Origin of the sequence: Piscinibacter defluvii (assembly GCF_004011805.1) — a bacterium.
GTDB classification, from domain to species: Bacteria; Pseudomonadota; Gammaproteobacteria; order Burkholderiales; family Burkholderiaceae_C; genus Piscinibacter; species Piscinibacter defluvii.
The window spans coordinates 435,090-453,301 of record NZ_RCHJ01000004.1 but is presented as its reverse complement, the minus strand read 5'-3'; the positions used below and the strand labels follow the sequence as shown (position 1 = coordinate 453,301).

Genomic DNA, 18,212 nt, shown 5'->3' with positions numbered 1-18,212 from the left:
CGGGCTACCTGACGACCTCGGCGATCTCGATCGCCACGTCGCGCGCACCCACCGCCACCGGTTGCGAGAGCCCCTGCAGGTCGCCCGGCTGCGCGATCGCGTTGCCCGACTTGCTGATGCGCGCGCCCACCACCACCTGCTGCACCGACGACAGGCGCAGCGCCGGGTTCATCGCCAGCGAGTCGTCGAGCGTGAAGGTCAGAGGCAGGTCCTTGACCTGCTTGCGCAGGATGGCCAGCGGGGCACGCGGGCCGGATGCGCTGCCGGCAGCACGGGCGAACACGAACACCGTGTCCTCGGGCGCGGCCTGGGCGGCCAGGGCCGCGGCGAGCGTGACCCGGCCGGTGACGCTGGCGGCCGCGCCAGCCGGTGTGGCCGGCGTGGCCGGAGCCGCGGCCATGGGGGGCGCGCCCGGGCCGCCGGCCTGGCCGAGCCGCCCCTGCGCCTCGGCGATGCCGCCTTGCAGGTTGCGCGCGAGTTCGCTGCCGGGTTCGGCCACGGCCACCGCGTCCTGCCAGAGCTTGACGGCCCGCGCGAAGTCGCCGTTGTCGAAGGCGATGGTGCCGGCCAGCGCCAGCGCCTTCAGGTTCTTCGGGTCGACCTGCAGTGCCTGCTCGATCAGCTTCTCGGGTTCGCCGGCGAGCTTGCGGCCGGCCGCCATCGCGGTGGCGTCGGCCTGGTCGGCCAGGGCCTGGGCGCGCAGCGGCGGGTTGCCCGCGCCCAGCGCGACGACGCGCTTGAAGGCCTCCACCGCCTCCGGGTAGCGCCCCAGCACGCTGTAGCTGCGGCCGAGCATGGACCAGCCCTCGGCGTCGTCCGGCTGGGCCTTCAGGCGCTCCTCGAGCCGGCCGAGCATCGCGGCGATCTGCTCCATCTGCCCGCCGTGGCCCGCGCCCGGCGCGGCCGCGGCCTGCGGCACGTCGCCGCGCAGCGCCTCCGGCGTGCCGTACCAGGCGTAGCCGACGCCCGCCACCACGAGCACGAAGCCGGCCAGCGCCGCGAGCAGGCCGCGCGACGGGCGGGCCGCCGGGGTATCGGGCGAGGGCGTGGGCGGCGTGGTGCCCGAGGTCGGGCCGGCAGTTTGATCCATGGCGCAATGCTAAGGCCCGCCGGCGTGGCGCCTGTCACACGGGGTGTTCGCGACTTCCGTCACGCGGACGGCGTCCGGTCGGGCCGCGATGGTGCGTGGGCTCAATCGCCGGCAGAATCGCCTTCCACCTTCATGAGCCTGGACCCCCCTGACGACCCGACGGTGATCCGGCCGAGGACCGCGGCCGCGGCCGCACCGCCCGGTTCCCACGACGACTCGCTGGCGCTGCCGATCGGCACGCGCCTGGGTGAGTTCGAGCTCACGAGCCGCATCGGCGAAGGCGGCTTCGGCATCGTCTACCGGGCCTGGGACCACTCGCTCGAGCGCGAGGTGGCGCTGAAGGAGTACCTGCCCTCGTCGATCGCCACGCGCATCGGCGCCACCCGCATCAGCTGCCGCAGCGACCGGCACCGCGAGACCTTCGAGGCCGGGCTGAAGAGCTTCATCAACGAGGCCAAGCTGCTGGCGCGTTTCGACCACCCGTCGCTGGTCAAGGTGTTCCGCTTCTGGGAGGCCAACGGCACGGCCTACATGGTGATGCCCTTCTACGAAGGCACGACCATGCGCGACACCGTGCGCGCGATGAGCCAGCCGCCCGGCGAGGCCTGGATCATGGAGCTGCTGGCCGCGCTGACCGAGGCGCTGTCGGTGATCCACCGCGAGCAGTGCTACCACCGCGACATCGCGCCCGACAACGTGATGCTGCTGAAGGAGGGCGGCCGCCCGCTGCTGCTCGACTTCGGCGCCGCGCGCCGCGTGATCGGCGACATGACGCAGGCACTGACGGTGATCCTGAAGCCGGGCTATGCGCCGGTCGAGCAGTACGCCGAGGTGCCGGGCATGAAGCAGGGCCCGTGGACCGACGTCTACGCGCTGGCCGCGGTCGTCTACTGGACCATCACCGGCAAGACGCCGCCACCTTCGGTCGGCCGCATGCTGTCGGACTCCTGGGTGCCGCTGTCGCAGGCCGCGGAGGGGCGCTACAGCCCCGGCTTCCTGGCCGCGATCGACCGCGCGCTGGCGGTGCGACCCGAGGCGCGCACGCCGGACATCGCGACCCTGCGCGCCGAGATCGGCCTGGCCGGCGGCTCGCCCGTGACGGTGAGCCTGCCCTCGCCCGACCCGGACACGACGGTGATCCGCACCCGCCCGGCGCCGACCGTCGCCACCCGCGCCGCGCCGGCGGAGCCGCCTCCCCCGTCGTCGCCGACCATCGTCACCACCCGCGCGCCGGCGCCGCCGGCCGCCGCGCCGCGGGCGCCGGTGGCCGACGCCGCCGGCCCGGCGCGCTCCGGGCTCGGCGCAGCGGTCTGGGGCGGCGGCGCGGCGGCGCTGCTGCTGCTGGCCGCCGGTGCGTGGTGGCTGACGCGCCCGGCCCCTACGCCGAGCGCGCCCGCGCCGCCGGTGGCCGAGGCGCCCGCGCCGGCGCCGATCCCACCGGCACCCGCGCCACCACCGCCGCCGCCGGCACCGGTGGCGGCGCGCTCGCCGGCCGAGGCGGTGGCGCAATGGCTGGCGGGGCGCGATCCGGCCTGGCAGGTGGAACTCAAGCCACCCGCGGCGCCGCTGGTGGCCGGCAAGGAGGCCCCCCGCCTGGCGCTGAGCAGCAGCCAGCCCGGCCAGGTCTACCTGATCGGCCACCGCGAGGGCAGCGGCCAGCTGGTGCTGTGGCATCCCGCCTCCGGCGGCGCGGCGCGAGTCGAGTCGCGGCTCGAGCTGAGTCCGGCGATCTGGGCGGCGCGACCACCCGAGCCGGGCCGCTGGAGCCTGGTCGCGCTGGTGAGCGCGTCGCCGCAGGACCTGGCGGCCGCCGGGTGGACGGCGCGCAACGGCGTGCTGGTGCGCGAGTTCGAGGGCCCGGCCCCGGCCAGCGGCGACTGCCTGGCCGCCGTCACGCCCTGCAACGGCCGCTTCGGTGCACAGGCGATCGACGTCGAGGTCCGCCCCGCACCGGCCCCGGCCCCGGCCCCGGCCGCGAAGCCGCCCGCACCGGCGCCGGCCCCGGCGGTCGCCCGCCCGCCCGCACCCGCCGGCAACGCGGCCGAGTGCGCCCGCCTGATCCAGCAGATGTCGCTGGGCGACACCAGCGCCGCGCTGACGGACCGCTTCAAGGCCCTGGGCTGTCGTTAGGCGTCGGCGCAGCGGGGCCGCGCTTATGCCGGGAAACCCTGCGACGCGTACCGCCAACATTGGGGGTGTCCGAGGGTGATCGCGCAACTACCATGACCGACCTCAAGGACAGCGCATCCGGGTCGTCGTATGGGGAATCTCTCGAACCTGAAGGCCGCCCGCGCACTGGGGGCTCGCCGCCTCGTGGCCCTGGCGGGCGTCGGCGCGGCGGCGGCGCTGCTGGCCAGTTGCGGTGGCGGCACCGGCAACGACCGCGACAGCGGGCCGAACAAGACCTATCTGCGCGTGCAGGCCAGCGACGGCGAAGCGGACGCGCTGCAGTACCAGTGGCGCGTGACCTCGGGTCGGATCGAGAACCGCAACGCCAACGAGACGGTCTGGACCCTGCCCGACGGGCCGGGCCTGCACTTCGCCTATGTCACCGTGTCCGACGGGCGCGGCGGCTACGTCGAGCAGCAGTACGCGGTGTCCACCGATGCGCTCGGCACGGCGGCCCCGGTGCGCCCGCCGGTGGTCCACACGGCCCCGGCCGTGGCCGATTTCGACGGCAGCGCCGCGCGCCTGCGTTTCATCAGCGGCGACGCGGCCGGCAACCAGACCCGCTTCGTGCCGCCGGGCGGCGGCACCCCCGTGGCGCGGCAGGTGTACCAGCCCGACGTGGTGGTGCAGGTGGTCGAAGAGGCCGGCGGCAGCACCGTGTTCAGCGGCCTGAGCGACCTGACCGGCGAGGTCAGCCTGCCCAAGCTGCGCGCCGGCGACACCTACCGGATCCGCTGCGCCACCTCGCCGGACGCGGCGCTTGCCGACTGCGGCACCCTGGTGGGCGGTACCGAGGCCGGTGTGCGGCGCGTGGTGCCGACGCTGAGCACGGCGCGCAACCTGCGCCTGTTCGGCCATGTGGGCCTCGAGGACGGTGGTGTCTGCGGCACGCAGAACGACTACTTCGCGCTGCAGCGCGCGGCCACGGTGCAGCTGCTGCAGGCCGACGGCAGCGCCTTGAGTGCCGTGCAGCGGGTCAACCGCTTCGGCGACTACGCGCTCGACGCCGCCGTGCCGGTGCAGGCGAGCCTGAAGCTGCGCGTGGAGTGCGAAGGTTATGCCACCACGCTGGACGTGCCCGCGCCCGGCGCCGCCGGCTACTCCGCGGCGGAACCGGTGGAACTGTCGCACCTCGTCCCCAACAGCCGGCCGCGCATCGACAAGATGGTCGCCACCGGGCCGGACGGCAACGTGCGCGGCCGCATGATCGTGCCGCTGCCGGACGTGCAGTCCAACGTCCTGCCGGGCGCTGACCAGTTCCTCGCCTTCAAGGGCAAGGACACGCCGCTGTCGGCCTGCATGTACTACCGCGCCATCGGCGCGGTGGGCGGCTGTGACGCGCAGGGCAACATGATCGACCCGATCTCGCTGGACGACTGGGAGCGCCAGCACAAGTTCAAGCCCTACGACGAGGGCAACCGCGAGGTCTCGGCCAAGTACATCAACCAGATGGACCTGAACCTGGTGCGCTTCATGCGTGCCACGCGCACGGCGCCGGACAACATCGCCTTCGTAGTCTGCAACCACCCGGGCCCGGAGCACGGCACGCAGGCCGAGGTCGACGACGCGATCGCCAAGGGGCTGAACGGCGAGCGCGAGGTGGCCTGCGTGGCGATGGAGTGGTCCACCACGCCCGGCGTCAACGGCGGTCGGCCGTTCACCAAGTTCCTGACCTTCGCGCCCGACGGCTCGCTGCTGCCCTCGGTCAATCTCGACGGCCGCGGCGAGAAGTACATGCCCGGCACCTGCGTGGCCTGCCACGGCGGCTCGCAGTACAACGGCAAGTTCCCGGAGAAGGGCAACCCCTCGCCCTACCTCGGCTCGGGCTTCCTGGCCTTCGACACCGGCAACTACCTGTTCTCGTCCGACCCGAAGCTCGGCGAGGAGCGCCAGAGCAAGGCGATCCACGACCTGAACCAGCTCGTGCTGGCCACCGAGGCGGGCGCCGACACGCCGACCAGCCGGCTGATCCAGGGCTGGTATGCCGGCGGCGGCACCACGCTCGACAAGAACTACGTCGCGCCGGCCTGGTCTGCCGCCGAGGCGCAGACCCCCGGTGCGGCGCGTTTCTACCGCGAGGTGGTCGGCGCCTCCTGCCGCACCTGCCACGTGTCGATGGGCGCGCGCTTCGACTGGGATTCGATCGTGCTCAACCCGACCCGCGCGGCCGCGCATGTCTGCGGCGGCACCGCCGACCTGTACAGCAACGCCTCGATGCCCAACGCGCTGGTCTCGCGCGACCGCGTGGCCGAGCGCGTGACGGCCGATCCGGCGCTGGCGACGCTGATGACCACCTTCCTCGGCTGCAGCGCGCCGTTGCCCGACCCGGCCTATCCGAAACGCTGAGCGCGCCGCAGTGCGCGCACGACCGAAGGACACCGCACCATGATTCCGACCACCACCCGCCGTCGTTGGCCACCGACCCTGCTGCTGGCCGCCTGGCTGGCCGGCTGCACCAGCACCGGCACGACCCCGGTCGTCCAGGCTCCGGCCGCCGCGCCCGCCCCGCGGGTCGCTGCGGCGGCCCCGGCCGCGCCCGCTGCGCCGAACGCCGCGGCCCCGTCCGCGCCGGTGGCACCCGCGCGCGAATTCGTCGCCCCGGCGCCGGTCAGGTTCGAGGACTCGATCGCGCGGGCCGGCGACCAGCTGTTCGCGCAGGCACGTGCCCAGCTCGGTGCCGAGGCGCGTGCGGTGGTGGTCGACCCGCTGATCGACGCCAACACCGGCGCGCAGACCGTCAGCACGGTGCGCATGGGCGAGCAGCTCGAGTCGACCATCAAGTCGCGCTACCAGCCCTGGCAGGTCAAGCCGCTGACGCGCCAGGCGCTGGCGGACAAGCCGCTGCTGCTGATCGGCACGCTGACGCCGGTGAACGTGGAGCGCTCGATCGACACCAAGCCGGACGCCTTCCGCGTCTGGCTGACGCTGATCGACCTGCGCACCGGCAAGGTGGTGGCCAAGCAGCTCGACCGCGCCACCGTCGACTCGGTCAACCCCGAGCCGTTGAAGTACTACGCCGACAGCCCGACCTGGCACAAGGACAAGACCGTGCAGGGCTACATCAACTCCTGCCAGATCAACACCATGCCGGGCGACCCGGCCGACCCGGAATACCTGGCGCGCCTGCCGGCCGCGGCGGTGGTCAACGAGGCCATCATGGCCTACGGCGAAGGCAAGATCCCGGTGGCCAACAAGCTCTACCGCGAGGCCTCGGTGCTGGCCGATCCGGGCGATCTGCGGGTGCTCAACGGCCTGTACCTGACGAGCTGGCAGCTCGGCCAGAAGGACGAGGCGAAGCAGGCCTTCGGCAAGCTGGTCGAGTCCGGCCTGGAACTGAAGCGGCTGCCGGTGAAGATCCTGTTCCAGCCCGGCAAGACCGCGTTCAACCAGGTCGGTGACCTGCCGCAGCAGTACCAGCTCTGGCTCGAGTCGCTGGCCCAGCAGACCGGAAGGGCCGACGCCTGCGTGCGCATCGTCGGCCATACCAGCCGCACCGGCAGCGCGAGTGTCAACGAGCGTCTCTCGCGCCAGCGCGCCGAGGCCGTGCAACGCCTGCTCGAACGCAACAACCGGGCGCTCACCACGCGACTGACGGCCACCGGCGTCGGCTCGCGCGAGGCGCTGGTCGGCCTGGGCACCGACGACCAGCGCGATGCGCTCGACCGGCGGGTGGAGTTCCGCGTCGTCGATTGCGTCTGATCGAGCACGCCAAGGCGCCGCCGGCAGGACCGCGGCGGCGCGACAACGAGATGGAGGGAACGGTCTTGATCAGCAAGCTGCTTTCTGCCGCGCGGCGGCTCGGTGCCGGCCTCCTGGCCGTGCTCGCGCTGCTGGCCTGGGCGCCGGCGTCGGCGCAGACCTGGGTCACCGCCACCTGCTCCGGCTGCCACGGCACGCCACCCAGCATCGCCACCAGCGTGGCCGACAACAGCGGCAGCTTCGTGCTGGGCCTGGGCGAGGCCTGGATGTCCAGCGCCAGCGCACTGCGCACGCGGGTGCAGGCCGCCGGCGCCTCGCAGGGCGTCGCCGCGATGCAGAACATCACGGTCGGCGAGGCCGACGATGTCTATGCCTACTTCCTGCAGCTGCGCGATGGCGCCGTGAGCGCTTTCTCGCCGAGCTTCGGGTCCACCGCGGTCAGCACCACCAGCACCGACTCGTTCTCCTTCACCATCTCCAACTACCGCGAGGACGCGCTCACCTACTCGCTCGGCACCTCCGGGGGCAACGCCGCGGAGTTCGCGGTCCAGTCGCACTCCGCCACCGGCACCGGCTGCTCGGCGGGCAACGTGCCGGCGGCCACCACCACCGCGCCGGCCACCTGCACCGTCAACGTCACGCTGGCCTTCACGCCGCTGGGCGCCGGCCTGCGCTCGACCACCTTCACGGTGAACACGGTCAGTCCGTCGAATCCGCAGCCGTCGGACCGCAGCGTCGTGGTCCAGGGCACCGGGTTCGTGCCGACCCCGATCTTCCAGATCTCGACCACCTCGCTGAGCTTCAGCACCAAGGTCGGGACCACCACGACCGACGCGCTGACGATCAGCAACTCCGGCGCAGCCACCGCCAACCTGCAGATCACCGGCCTGAGCTTCCCGACCGGCTACAGCCGCGCCAGCGGATGCAACACCGGCGACTCGCTGGCGCCGGGGGGCAGCTGCGTGCTGACCATCACCTTCGCGCCGCTGACGGCCGGCGCGGTCGACGGCACGCTGTCGATCACGCACAACGCCAGCGGTTCGCCGCAGGCCGTGTCGCTCACCGGCACGGGCACGGTGCCGACGCTCGCGCTCAGCGGCAACGCGCTCGACTTCGGCAACTCGCAGACCGGCGTGCCCAAGGCGCTGCCGGCCATCACGCTGAGCAACACCGGGGCTGCCGAACTGGTGTTCAGCGCCGTCCCCGGGGCAGCCGGGTCGATCAGCGGTGCGGCCGCCGGCGACTTCTCTTTCTCCACGACCTGCGGCGCGACGCTGGCGGCCGGGGCCAACTGCAGCCTCACCGGCACGTTCCAGCCCACGGCCGAGGGCAGCCGCACGGCCACGCTGACGATCAGCTCCGATGCCTCCAACGGCGCCCAGGCGATTGCCCTGGCCGGCACCGGCGTCGCGCTGCCCGAGCCGGTCGTCACCTTCCCGGCGCTCGCCTTCCCCGACACGGTGATCGGCGAGACCGGTGCGCAGACGCGCCAGCTGACCATCTCCAACAGCCGCACGCGCGACATCACGTACAGCGTCGCCGAGACCGACGACTTCAAGATCGACGCCGAGAGCTGCGCCACGCGCACCGTGCCCGGCGACAGCGGCGGCGGCGCGGGCAGCTGCACCATCACCTGGCGCTTCCAGCCCGTGCTGGGCAGCGGCGAGGGCAACCGCCAGGCGACCCTCACGGTCAGCTTCGCCGGCACCTCGGGCGACCCGGCACCCAGTGATGCCAGCGGTCAGCTGAGCGGCCGCGCGCTGCTGCCGATCAGCCTGTCGGCCAGCACGGTCACCGCCACGGCGGTGGTCGGTACGCCGACCAGCTCGTCGGTGATCGTGACCAACCGCAGCGCCGGCGCGGTGACGCTCAGTGCGCTGGCCTTCAGTGGCGCGCAGGCGTCCGACTACGCCCTGGTGGCCGGCGCCGGGCGCTGCAGCGCCGGCAACGTGCTGGCCGCGGGCAGCAACTGCACGCTGGAGATCCGCTTCGACCCGCCGGCTGCCGGCACGCGCAATGCCGTGCTGACGCTGACGCACGGCGCGCCGGGCAGCCCGCAGACCGTCACGATCACCGGCACGGCGACGCCGGCGCCGCAGGGGCGGATCGCGCTGAGCGCGCTGTCGCTGGCCTTCCCCGACACGCAGCTCGGCGCCACGGCGCAGCAGACGATCACGGTGCGCAACACCGGCAACCTGGCGCTGAACTTCAGCGCGTTCGCGCTGTCCGGCGCCGCGGCCGCGGAGTTCCAGCGTTCAGGCACCTGCAGCGTCGGCACCGCGCTGGCCATCAACGCGCAGTGCAGCCTGATCGTGAGCTTCGCGCCCACGGTGCTGGGCGCACGCAGCGCCTCGCTGACGATCCAGTCCGACGCCAGCAACGGCCCGGCCACGATCGCGCTGGCCGGCACCGGCGTGCCGGTGCCGGCGCCGCAGGTCAGCCTGACCCCGGCGAGCGTCGACTTCGGTACCCAGACGATCGGCGGCATCTTCCCGGCACGCACGGTGCGCCTGGACAACACCGGCACCGCCGACCTGGTGACCAGCGCGATCACGGTGCAGGGCACCGCCTTCGGCGTCGACGCGTCGGCCTGTCCGGCCACGATCGCTGCAGGCGCCGGCTGTGACCTGGCGGTGTCGTTCGCGCCGACCAGCGCCGGCACCGACCTCACCGGCACCCTGCAGGTGACCAGCAACGCGGCCGGTTCGCCGCACAGCGTGGCGCTGCGCGGCCGCGGCAGCCTCGCGGCGGTGCCGGTGCTGGTGTGGCAACCGGCCTTGAGCACGCTGGACTTCGGCGAGGTGACCACCGGCACGGTCTCCGCGGCGCAGTCCGCTACGCTGCAGAACCAGGGGCCGGGCGGCGTCACGCTGACGCTGCTGAATGCCGTGGGCACCGGCGCGGCCTCGTTCTCGGTGGCCGGTGGCACCTGCCAGGCCGGCCAGACGCTGTTCGAAGGCCAGAGCTGCCGCGTCGACGTGAGCTTCGCGCCGGCCCGCGCCGGTGCACGCACGGCGACGGTGCAGGTCGCCTCCAGCGGCAGCGCCCCGCCGACACTGACGCTGCGCGGCACCGGTCTCGGCGGTCCGGCGCCGACGCTGACGCTGTCGCTGGACACGCTGGCCTTCGACGCCACCCGTGTCGGCGACGAGTCGCTGCCGGGCGAGCTGACGCTGCGCAGCACCGGCTCGGGTGCACTGCGCATCACCGGCATGGCGGTCAGCGGTCCGTTCCGTGTGGCGCCGAAGTCCTGCCCCGGCGTGCCGTTCACCTTGCCGGCCGGCGGCGAATGCACGCTGTCGGTGATCTTCCTGCCCGACGGCGAGGGCGAGCGGACCGGCACCCTGCGCATCGATGCCGACGCCGACCCCGCCAGCGTGGAGGTGGCGCTCAGCGGCCGCGGCGAGGCGAAGGCCGACCTGTCCTCCGGCGGCGGCTGCTCGCTCGCGCGTGGCGACACCCTGGTCGATCCGACGCTGTGGGCGCTGGTGCTGCTGGCCGCGGCCGTGCTGCTGGCGCGCCGCCGCGCGCGGCGCGGGCGGTGAACGTGGCGGCGCTCGCCCTGCGGCGGTCGCCGGTCGCGCGGCCCGGCGCCTGGCGCGCCGCGGCCGCGCTGGCGGTGGCCGCGCTGGCCGGCGTGGCCTGGGTCGACGGCGCGACCGGCGTGCGCCTGGCCGTGCTGCTGGTGGTGGCGCCGCTGGCCGAGGAAGCGGTGCTGCGCGCCGGCCTGCACGAGGCGCTGCTGCGCCGCGCCGTCGCGCCGGCGCTGGCCAACCTGGCCTGCGCGCTGGCGTTCGGCCTGCTGCACGCCGTCGCGCGCGGGAGCCCGGCGGCGCTGCTGGTGGCGCTGCCGGCCCTGCTCGTCGGCGCGCTGTACCAGCGCACGCGCCGGCTGCGCGATGCCGTGCTGCTGCACGCGTTCTTCAATGCCCTCTGGCTGGCCGCCGCCGCGGCGGACCTGCTGCCCCGAGTCCTGCGCTAGGAAGCACCGATGAACCACTCGAAGAAGATCCTGCGCCGTGCCGCCGTGGCCGCGCTGCTCGGCGGCGCCGCGCTGGCGGCGCATGCGCAGGCCGACTACTCGGTCTACGGGGTGTTCGACTTCTCGTACGGCCGCTTCGAGCCGAGCGGGCAGGTGCGCACGCATCGGTTCAACAGCAACTCGATGACCGCGAGCTTCGCGGGCGTCAATGCGAAGTACGGCTTCGAGGGCGGCTGGACGCCGGGCATCACGCTCGAGTCCTTCATCCGCTTCCAGGACTTCAAGGGCGGTCGCAACGACGACGACCCGAACCTGTCGCGCAATGCCTTCTTCTCGGTGGGCAGCAACTACGGCACGGTGCGCATCGGCCGACTGCAGACCTTCCTGTTCGACGCCACCACCCGCTTCAATGCGCTGGGCAACTCGGTGGCGTTCTCGCCGGCGGTGCGCCATGTGTTCGCCAGCGGCACGCTGGAAGGGGTGCAGGGCGACTTCTACTGGGACCGCGCGGTGAGCTACCAGACGCCGCCGGGCCTGGTGGAAGGCGTCGCCCTGAACGTGATGTACTCCCAGGGCGAGACCGACCGGCGCGGCGACCTCAGCGGCGCCAGCCTGGTGGTCTCGCGCGGGCTGCTGTCGGTCTCGCTGGCGGCCCAGCGTGTCTCGGTCGTCGACCCGGTCGAGGACCCGATCAAGGAAACCACGGTGCAGCTCGGCGCGACCTACAACTTCGGCTGGGCGCGCGTGTTCGCGCAGTACACCCAGACCGACGACACCGGCCTCGAGGTGGACAGCAAGATCGCCGCGGCCGGCCTGATCGCCCCGCTCGGCCCGGGCAACGTGCACCTGCAGGTCGCGCACACCACCGCCAAGGGCCCGGCGGTCGACCGGCGCCACACCAGCGTCAGCGCGGCCTACCTGTACCCGTACGACAGCGTGACCGACATCTATGCCGTCGGCATGGACGACCGGGTGCGCGGGCAGACACGCGGAGCCTCGGTGGCGGCCGGCGTCCGCTGGCGCTTCTGACCACCCGGCCGACCGGCTTCCGGCCCGGATTGAGGGCTGTCAAGGGCCGGGCGTCGGCCTGTGCGAGACTGGCGCATCACCAGAACCCCGCACGGAGACCGCATGAAGATCCTGATCGCAGCCGATGGCAGCCCCTACACCAAGCGCATGCTGGCCTATCTGGCCGCACACGACGAATGGCTCGGCGCGCAGCATGCGTACACGGTGCTAAACGTTGTGCCGCCGGTGCCGGCGCGTGCCGCCGCGGTGATCGATCGCGAGACCCTGAAGAGCTACTACGCCGACACCAGCGACGCCGTGTTCAAGCCGATCCGGACCTTCTTCAAGAAGCAGGGCCTGGAGGCGGAATATGTCGGCAAGGTCGGCCACGCGGCCGAGGTGATCGCCAAGATGGCCGACCAGGGCTTCGACCTGCTCGTGATGGGCTCGCACGGCCACGGATCGATCGGCAGCCTGGTGCTGGGCTCGGTCTCGAACAAGGTGCTGGCCGGTTGCCGCACGCCGGTGCTGCTGATCCGCTGAGCGGCCCCGCGCGCCTTCAGCCGCGGGCGCGCAGCCCGTCGAAGCAGGTCGACAGCAGCAGTTCGATGATGCGCTCGTCGCTGTATTGTCCGCCGACCTTGAGCAGGCCGAGCACCGGATCGCAGGCCCGCGCGAACAGCGTGTAGAGCACCACCTCGCCGGGCAGGGCCGGGTCGATCTCGCCGCGCTGCTGGGCCGCGGTGATCCAGGCGCCGAGACGGTCGCTGACCTCCATCAGCCGGTCGAGGTAGACCTTGTTGGTCACCAGCGCGGCGCGCAGGCTCGAGTTCTGCGCCGGCAGCGAGGGCATCTCGCCGGCCAGCTGCACCTGCATGGTCCAGCGCGCCACAGCCCTCAGCTGGTCGAGCGGGCTGGCCTGCACGTCGTTGCGCAGGCCGTCGAGGAACTGCAGCGCACGGTCGAGCACACGGATCATGGCGGCGGCCGCCAGCTCCTCCTTCGAGGTGAAGTGCTTGTACAGGCTCGCCTTGGCGATGCCGACGTCGGCGGCGACCTCGTCGACGGTCATCAGATCGAAGCCCTTTTCCGCCAGCAGCCGGTTGACGGACGCGACGATCGCCTCTTCGCGCGCCTGCAGCACCTGTTGACGGAACGACAGCTTGGCCATGCGGGCATTGTACCGGCGCGCGCTCCCCAATGGACCCAGGAGTCCGGTTCGTTTCGGACCAGTCCCAAACAAAACCATATAGTTGTGAAATAAGACTTATCAGTATAGATTTAGCCCTGCCGGTTCTGACCGGCGTCAGGGCGGCCGCAATCCGCCTCCCCCACATCGACCGGAGCAGTACCCATGATCGACTGGTTCAAGAGGATGGCGGCCGTGTCCGCCCTGGCCTTCCTGGCCGCCTGTGGCGGTAGCGACGATGATCCGCCGCCGGGCACCCTGGCGCAGGAAGCCACCGAGGCCGGCTTCAGCGCATTGGTGGCGGCGGCCGACAAGGCCGGGCTCGTGCCGGCCCTGTCCGATGCCTCGGCCACGCTGACCGTGTTCGCGCCCACCGATGCCGCGTTCACGTCGCTGGCCACGACGCTCGGATTCGCCAGCGCCGAGGCGATGGTGACCGCGCTCGACGGCCCGACGCTGGCCAAGATCCTCCAGTACCACGTGCTGCCGGCGCGCAAGAGCGCGGCCGACCTGGTGGCCGGTGGCGGCAGCGAGGCCACGCTCTACACCTTCGACGGAGCCGCCGCGACGCTGGCGCTGAACACCACCGCCGGCGTCAAGCTGACCGACGAGGTGCTGACCGAGGCCTCGGTGACCACCGCCGACGTGCCCGCCAGCAACGGCGTGATCCACGTGATCGACAAGGTGCTCGTGCCGCCCGGGGTGCTGAACGTGGTGCAGATGGCCCAGCTGAATCCCGCCTTCAGCACGCTGGTGGGGGCGGTGGTCGACGCGGACCTGGCCGGCACGCTGTCGGACGCGACGGCCGAGTACACCGTCTTCGCGCCGACCAACGCGGCCTTCGAGGCCATCGCCTCGACGGTGGAATCGCTGACGCCGGAGCAGATCGCCGACGTGCTCGTCTACCATGTGCTCGACAGCCAGGTGCTGGCGGCCGACATCCCCTTCGGCACGCCGGTGGCCACCGTGCTCGGTCAGACCATCACGATCAACGCGGGCACGCCGCCCACGATCACCGACTCGACCGACTCGCCGGCCGGCATCGTCGCGACCGACGTGCGCGCCAGCAATGGCGTGATCCACGTGACCGACAAGGTGCTGATCCCGACGCTCTGAGCGCCGGCAGGGCGGCCCGGATCAACGTGACCGGCCGCTCTCAGGGCGACGCGCGGGGCCTCCGGCGGTGCCGGGCTCCGCGCCATCACTTTCTGCGGGAAGTGAGGACATGCTCGCATCCAAGCCGAATGCTGTCCCCATATCGGCATAGTCCGTGTCGGGCTCCGGTTCGGCTGGACCGAAGCCCAGTGAAGCCCACCATGGTCGGTTCGTCGGTCTGGTCATCTCCCACCCCCTGCGCTCGCGATCGCGGCGCCACCATGATCGCAGTGTGTGCAGCGCGAGGGAGGGTGAAGCTTCGAACAAGAGCACCGCGACCGTGCAATTTGTGACTCGATATGTCCGCACCGCTCCGGCGGCGCAGTCCGGCTGTCAGTCGCGCACCACGCCGGCCCGCCCGGCGGCGACGGCGAAACGCGCCTGGCTGTGCAGTCGCGCCTGCGGCGCGACGGGATGCGGCGTGGCCCGGAAGTCGGCCAGCGCGCCGCTGGGCGTGAGTTCGAGCAGCACGTAGCCGCGCTCGTCGCTGCGGGCGTGGGCGATGTCGGGGTTGGACGAGCGGATCATCGCGATCAGCGAGTCGGACAGCCCCCGGCTCGTCACCGAACTGCAGACGAACTCGCTGGCCACCACCGGCGAGGCCGGATCGTTCGGCCTCACCCGCAGATCGGCCGCCACGTGGCGGTGCACGTCGCCGCCGAGGCACAGCACGTCCTGCAGCTCCCGCTGGGCGACGGCGCCGAGCAGGCGCTCGCGCGCGGCGGGGTACCCGTCCCAGCCGTCGCTGTAGACACGCCGGCCGAGCGGCGTCTCGACGGCGCTGCTGCTGATCTGGGTGCCCTGGGCCAGGATCTTCCACTGGGCGCGGCTCGTCCCCAGCCCGGCCTCGAGCCAGCGTTCCTGCGCTGCGCCGTACAGGCTGCGCTCGGGCGCCGCGAGGTCGGGGCAAGCCGCGGCCGACAACACACGAGCGCCGGCCCGGCCGGTGGGGTTGCAGGCCTGTGGGCTGCGGAACTGGCGGCCATCGAGCAGCCAGAACTCGGCCAGCCGCCCCCAGGCAACACGGCCGTGCAGCCGGTACGACCCGGCGCCGGTCGGCAGGACCGGCGCCACCGGCAGATGCTCGAAGTAGGCCTTGTACGCCGCACTGCGCCGGCGCAGGAAGGCGGCCGCATCGAGCTCCCCGCTCCCGAGCTCGCCTGCATAGTCGTTCGCGACCTCGTGGTCGTCCCAGATCAGCAGCCACGGGTGGGCGGCGTGCGCGGCGCGCAGGTCCGGGTCGAGCTTGTAGGTCGCGTGGCGGGCACGGTAGGCGTCGAGCGTGACCGGCTCCGGGCCTTCGTGCTCGCGCACCCGCTCGCGCGGCCGGCTGGTCTCGTAGATGTAGTCGCCCACGAACAGCACCAGGTCCAGCTCGCGCGCAGCGATCTCGCGGTGCGCGGCATACCAGCCCTGCTCGTAGTGCTGGCAGGAGGCCAGCGCGAGGCGCAGCCGCTCGACCGCTGCGTCCGCGGCCGGCGCCGTGCGCGTGCGGCCGACCGGGCTGGCCGCCCCGCCCGCGAAGAAGCGGTAGAAGTAGGTGCGCCCGCTCGCCAGGCCGTCGACCGGCACGTGCACGCTGTGGGCGTGCTCCGGCCGTGCGCTGACGCTGCCCTGCCGGCGCCCGGTGGCGAAGCGTTCGTCCTCGGCCAGCTCCCAGCGCACCGTCACGGGCAACGGCGGCAGGCCGCCGCCGGGCTCGTGCGGCCGGGGCGCCAGGCGGGTCCACAGCAGCACCGAATCGGGCCGCGGCAGGCCGCTGGCGACCCCGAGCGTGAACGGGTCGTCGACCAGCGGCGGTGCCTCGCCGTCGCCCAGCGCGCCGGCGCGCGGCGCGAACAGCGCGGCCAGTGCCAGTGCGGCGGCCCGGCGGGACAGCAGGTCGAGCAGCTGGCGGCGGTGCATGGGCGAGGGCATTGTGCCCGCGCCCTACCGGCGCGCCGCGCTCAGGGGGCGCTGACGACGCGGTGGCCGTTGGCCTTGTAGGCGGCGATCGCCTTCTTCAGGTCGCTGTATTCGCTGCAGGGCAGGAAGCAGGCCTTGTCCAGGGCCGCCAGGCGCTGCTCGGCGCGCGCCAGGTCGCCGGTCATCAGGAACAGCTCGCCGGAGTATTCCAGCGCGCCGCGGTGCTGCGGGTCGATGCGCAGCGCGGCGTCGTAGTAGCGCTCGGCAGCCGCGTAGTCGGGCGTCCTGGCCTTGCGGTGGCTGTAGCCCATCAGGTTGTTCCAGTCCGCGCTACCCGTGTCGTCGACGCGCTTGAGTTCCTCGATCGCGGCAACCCACTTGTTCTCGGCGATCAGCGCGCGCGCGCCGGCCAGCTTGTCGGCGGCGGCAGGCGTGGAGGGTGTCGTGTCGGCCGCGTGCGCCTGGGCGGCGAAAGCGATGGCGATGCAGGCCAGAAGGCGGGAAGCGGAACGGGGCATGGCGGGTCCTTTCGGTGTTGGGCTGGCCTCACGTCGAAGCCATGACCCGACATACGTGCGAACCCGGCGCCGCGGACGCAGCGCCGCAACCTCACCAGAGCTTGACGCAGTTGCCCGTGAGCACAAACTCGGAGGACGGTGCGCTGCCCGGCGCGGCCGGCGCCGGCTCGAAGCTGACCGCCAGGCGCGGCACGGTGAAGAACAGCTTCTCGGAGCTGTCGGCCAGCGTGACCCGCGCCGAGCCGCTGGCCGGAACGACGCCGACCGGGAACGGCGCGCCTTCCTTCGGCAGGGCCCACAGCTGCGCCACGCGGCCGGCCGGCACCGCGACGGGCTGCAGCATCTTCACCGTCAGCGTGCGGCCATGCCGTCGCGAGCTGGCCAGCACGGTCGGCTTGCCCGAGGCATCGGTGAGCAGGCCGACGTAACTCGCCGGCAGGCCGTCGCTCGCCGGCTCCATGCCGATCAGGCCCGGCTGCGTGCGCAGCAGCAGCACGCACAGCAGCACGCCCGCCAATGCCCCGCCCAGCGTTCGGCCGGACAGCAGTGCCGCCAGCCAGCCGCCGCGGCGCGCCGCCGCGGGTGCCGCGGCGGCCGGGAAGAGCCGCTGCTCGAGCCCCTGCCAGACCTGTTCGCGCGGCTCCAGCGGGGGCAGGCTGGCGGCCAGCTGACCGAGGCGCTCCTGCCAGGTGCCCAGGGCCATGCGCGCCGCCGGGCTGCCCTGCAGCACGCGCTCGAAGCGGCGCCGCGCGCCGCCATGCAAGGTGCCGAGCGCGTACTCGCGCGCCAGGCGGTCGAGCAGTTCGGGCCGCAGCAGGTTCACTCGGCCACCCTCCGCGCCTTGCGCTCCGGGAGTCGCGCTGGGGAACGGCCCAGCGCGCTCATGCGGCCACCACGCCGGCCGCCTCGAGGCAGCCCTTGAGCTTGTCCAGCCCGCGCCGCACCCAGGCCTTGACGGTGCCCAGCGGCGCGCCGATCGACTCGGCGATCTCGGTGTGCACCATGCCGCGGTAATAGGCCAGCGCGAGCGCCTGGCGCTGCTGCGCGCTGAGCGCGGCCATGCAGGCGTCGATCTTCAGCTTGTGCAGGCTCTCGTCGAGCAGGCGCAGCGGCTGCTGCGACTCGTCGGCGGCGATCTGCATCGCCTCGTCGTCGAGCTCGACGGTGCTGCTGCGCTCGGTCTTGCCCGAGCGCAGCGCATCGATCGCCTTGTTGCGGACGATGTTGATCAGCCAGGTCATCGGGCTGGCTACCGACGCATTGAAGCTGCCGGCGTTGTGCCACACGTTGATGAAAGCCTCCTGCAGGGTCTCTTCCGCGCGCTCGCGTTGGTTCAAGATACGGAACGCGACCGACAACAGATGCCCCGAGGTGGCGCGATAGACCTGCTCGAAGGCGACCCGGTCGCGCAATGCGACACGCGCGAGCCAGCGGGCGAGGTCGTCGTTGGTGGTGGCAGCCATGGGCGAGCGCGAGTGTAGTGGCACTCGATACAAT

Annotated in this window: 14 protein-coding genes; 8 read left to right on the top strand and 6 right to left on the bottom strand. The window is 72.7% G+C overall.

Annotated elements, in window-relative coordinates; all coding sequences use genetic code 11:
• Positions 1 to 4 precede the first annotated feature (4 nt).
• Positions 5 to 1,090 (bottom strand): tetratricopeptide repeat protein, encoded by a 1,086-nt coding sequence (locus D9C15_RS14725; RefSeq protein WP_127998472.1) that lies wholly within the window; start codon positions 1,088 to 1,090, stop codon positions 5 to 7.
• Between the two features lie 132 nt (positions 1,091 to 1,222).
• Between D9C15_RS14725 and D9C15_RS34050 the strand changes: the two genes are divergently transcribed.
• The 7 genes from D9C15_RS34050 (at position 1,223) to D9C15_RS14680 (ending at position 12,491) form a co-directional block, all read left to right on the top strand.
• The gene (locus D9C15_RS34050; protein WP_240668412.1) at positions 1,223 to 3,220 is read left to right on the top strand and encodes a serine/threonine protein kinase; all 1,998 of its coding nucleotides are present in this window, start codon (positions 1,223 to 1,225) and stop codon (positions 3,218 to 3,220) included.
• Positions 3,221 to 3,349: 129 nt separating this feature from the next.
• Entirely contained in the window at positions 3,350 to 5,605 is a 2,256-nt protein-coding gene (locus tag D9C15_RS14705) for a hypothetical protein (protein ID WP_127998468.1), read from the top strand.
• Between the two features lie 39 nt (positions 5,606 to 5,644).
• Positions 5,645 to 6,958 carry an OmpA family protein gene (locus D9C15_RS14700; protein ID WP_127998466.1) on the top strand — a complete coding sequence of 438 codons (1,314 nt, stop codon included), beginning with the start codon at positions 5,645 to 5,647 and terminating at the stop codon, positions 6,956 to 6,958.
• A 65-nt stretch (positions 6,959 to 7,023) separates the two neighbouring features.
• Positions 7,024 to 10,503, top strand: a complete 3,480-nt coding sequence (locus D9C15_RS14695) for a choice-of-anchor D domain-containing protein (RefSeq protein WP_127998464.1) — start codon at positions 7,024 to 7,026, stop codon at positions 10,501 to 10,503.
• A gap of 2 nt (positions 10,504 to 10,505) precedes the next feature.
• Entirely contained in the window at positions 10,506 to 10,940 is a 435-nt protein-coding gene (mrtJ, locus tag D9C15_RS33410) for a JDVT-CTERM system glutamic-type intramembrane protease MrtJ (RefSeq protein ID WP_164886730.1), read from the top strand.
• Positions 10,941 to 10,949: 9 nt separating this feature from the next.
• The gene (locus D9C15_RS14685) at positions 10,950 to 11,969 is read left to right on the top strand and encodes a porin (protein WP_127998460.1); all 1,020 of its coding nucleotides are present in this window, start codon (positions 10,950 to 10,952) and stop codon (positions 11,967 to 11,969) included.
• Positions 11,970 to 12,071: 102 nt separating this feature from the next.
• The gene (locus tag D9C15_RS14680; protein WP_127998458.1) at positions 12,072 to 12,491 is read left to right on the top strand and encodes a universal stress protein; all 420 of its coding nucleotides are present in this window, start codon (positions 12,072 to 12,074) and stop codon (positions 12,489 to 12,491) included.
• Between the two features lie 16 nt (positions 12,492 to 12,507).
• On the opposite strand, the gene D9C15_RS14675 is transcribed toward D9C15_RS14680, so the two are convergent.
• Positions 12,508 to 13,119 (bottom strand): TetR/AcrR family transcriptional regulator, encoded by a 612-nt coding sequence (locus D9C15_RS14675; protein WP_127998456.1) that lies wholly within the window; start codon positions 13,117 to 13,119, stop codon positions 12,508 to 12,510.
• A gap of 183 nt (positions 13,120 to 13,302) precedes the next feature.
• Between D9C15_RS14675 and D9C15_RS14670 the strand changes: the two genes are divergently transcribed.
• Positions 13,303 to 14,253 carry a fasciclin domain-containing protein gene (locus tag D9C15_RS14670; RefSeq protein ID WP_240668411.1) on the top strand — a complete coding sequence of 317 codons (951 nt, stop codon included), beginning with the start codon at positions 13,303 to 13,305 and terminating at the stop codon, positions 14,251 to 14,253.
• 372 nt (positions 14,254 to 14,625) lie between these two features.
• Here the strand turns inward: D9C15_RS14670 and D9C15_RS14665 are convergent, their stop codons facing one another.
• The 4 genes from D9C15_RS14665 to D9C15_RS14650 form a co-directional block, all read right to left on the bottom strand.
• Positions 14,626 to 16,197 (bottom strand): alkaline phosphatase D family protein, encoded by a 1,572-nt coding sequence (locus D9C15_RS14665; RefSeq protein ID WP_240668410.1) that lies wholly within the window; start codon positions 16,195 to 16,197, stop codon positions 14,626 to 14,628.
• Positions 16,198 to 16,238: 41 nt separating this feature from the next.
• Positions 16,239 to 16,715, bottom strand: coding sequence for a tetratricopeptide repeat protein (locus tag D9C15_RS14660; RefSeq protein ID WP_127998452.1), 477 nt, complete (start codon positions 16,713 to 16,715; stop codon positions 16,239 to 16,241).
• Positions 16,716 to 16,806: 91 nt separating this feature from the next.
• Positions 16,807 to 17,538, bottom strand: coding sequence for an anti-sigma factor (locus D9C15_RS14655; protein WP_127998450.1), 732 nt, complete (start codon positions 17,536 to 17,538; stop codon positions 16,807 to 16,809).
• Positions 17,539 to 17,596: 58 nt separating this feature from the next.
• Positions 17,597 to 18,178 (bottom strand): sigma-70 family RNA polymerase sigma factor, encoded by a 582-nt coding sequence (locus D9C15_RS14650; RefSeq protein WP_127998448.1) that lies wholly within the window; start codon positions 18,176 to 18,178, stop codon positions 17,597 to 17,599.
• Positions 18,179 to 18,212: the final 34 nt, after the last annotated feature.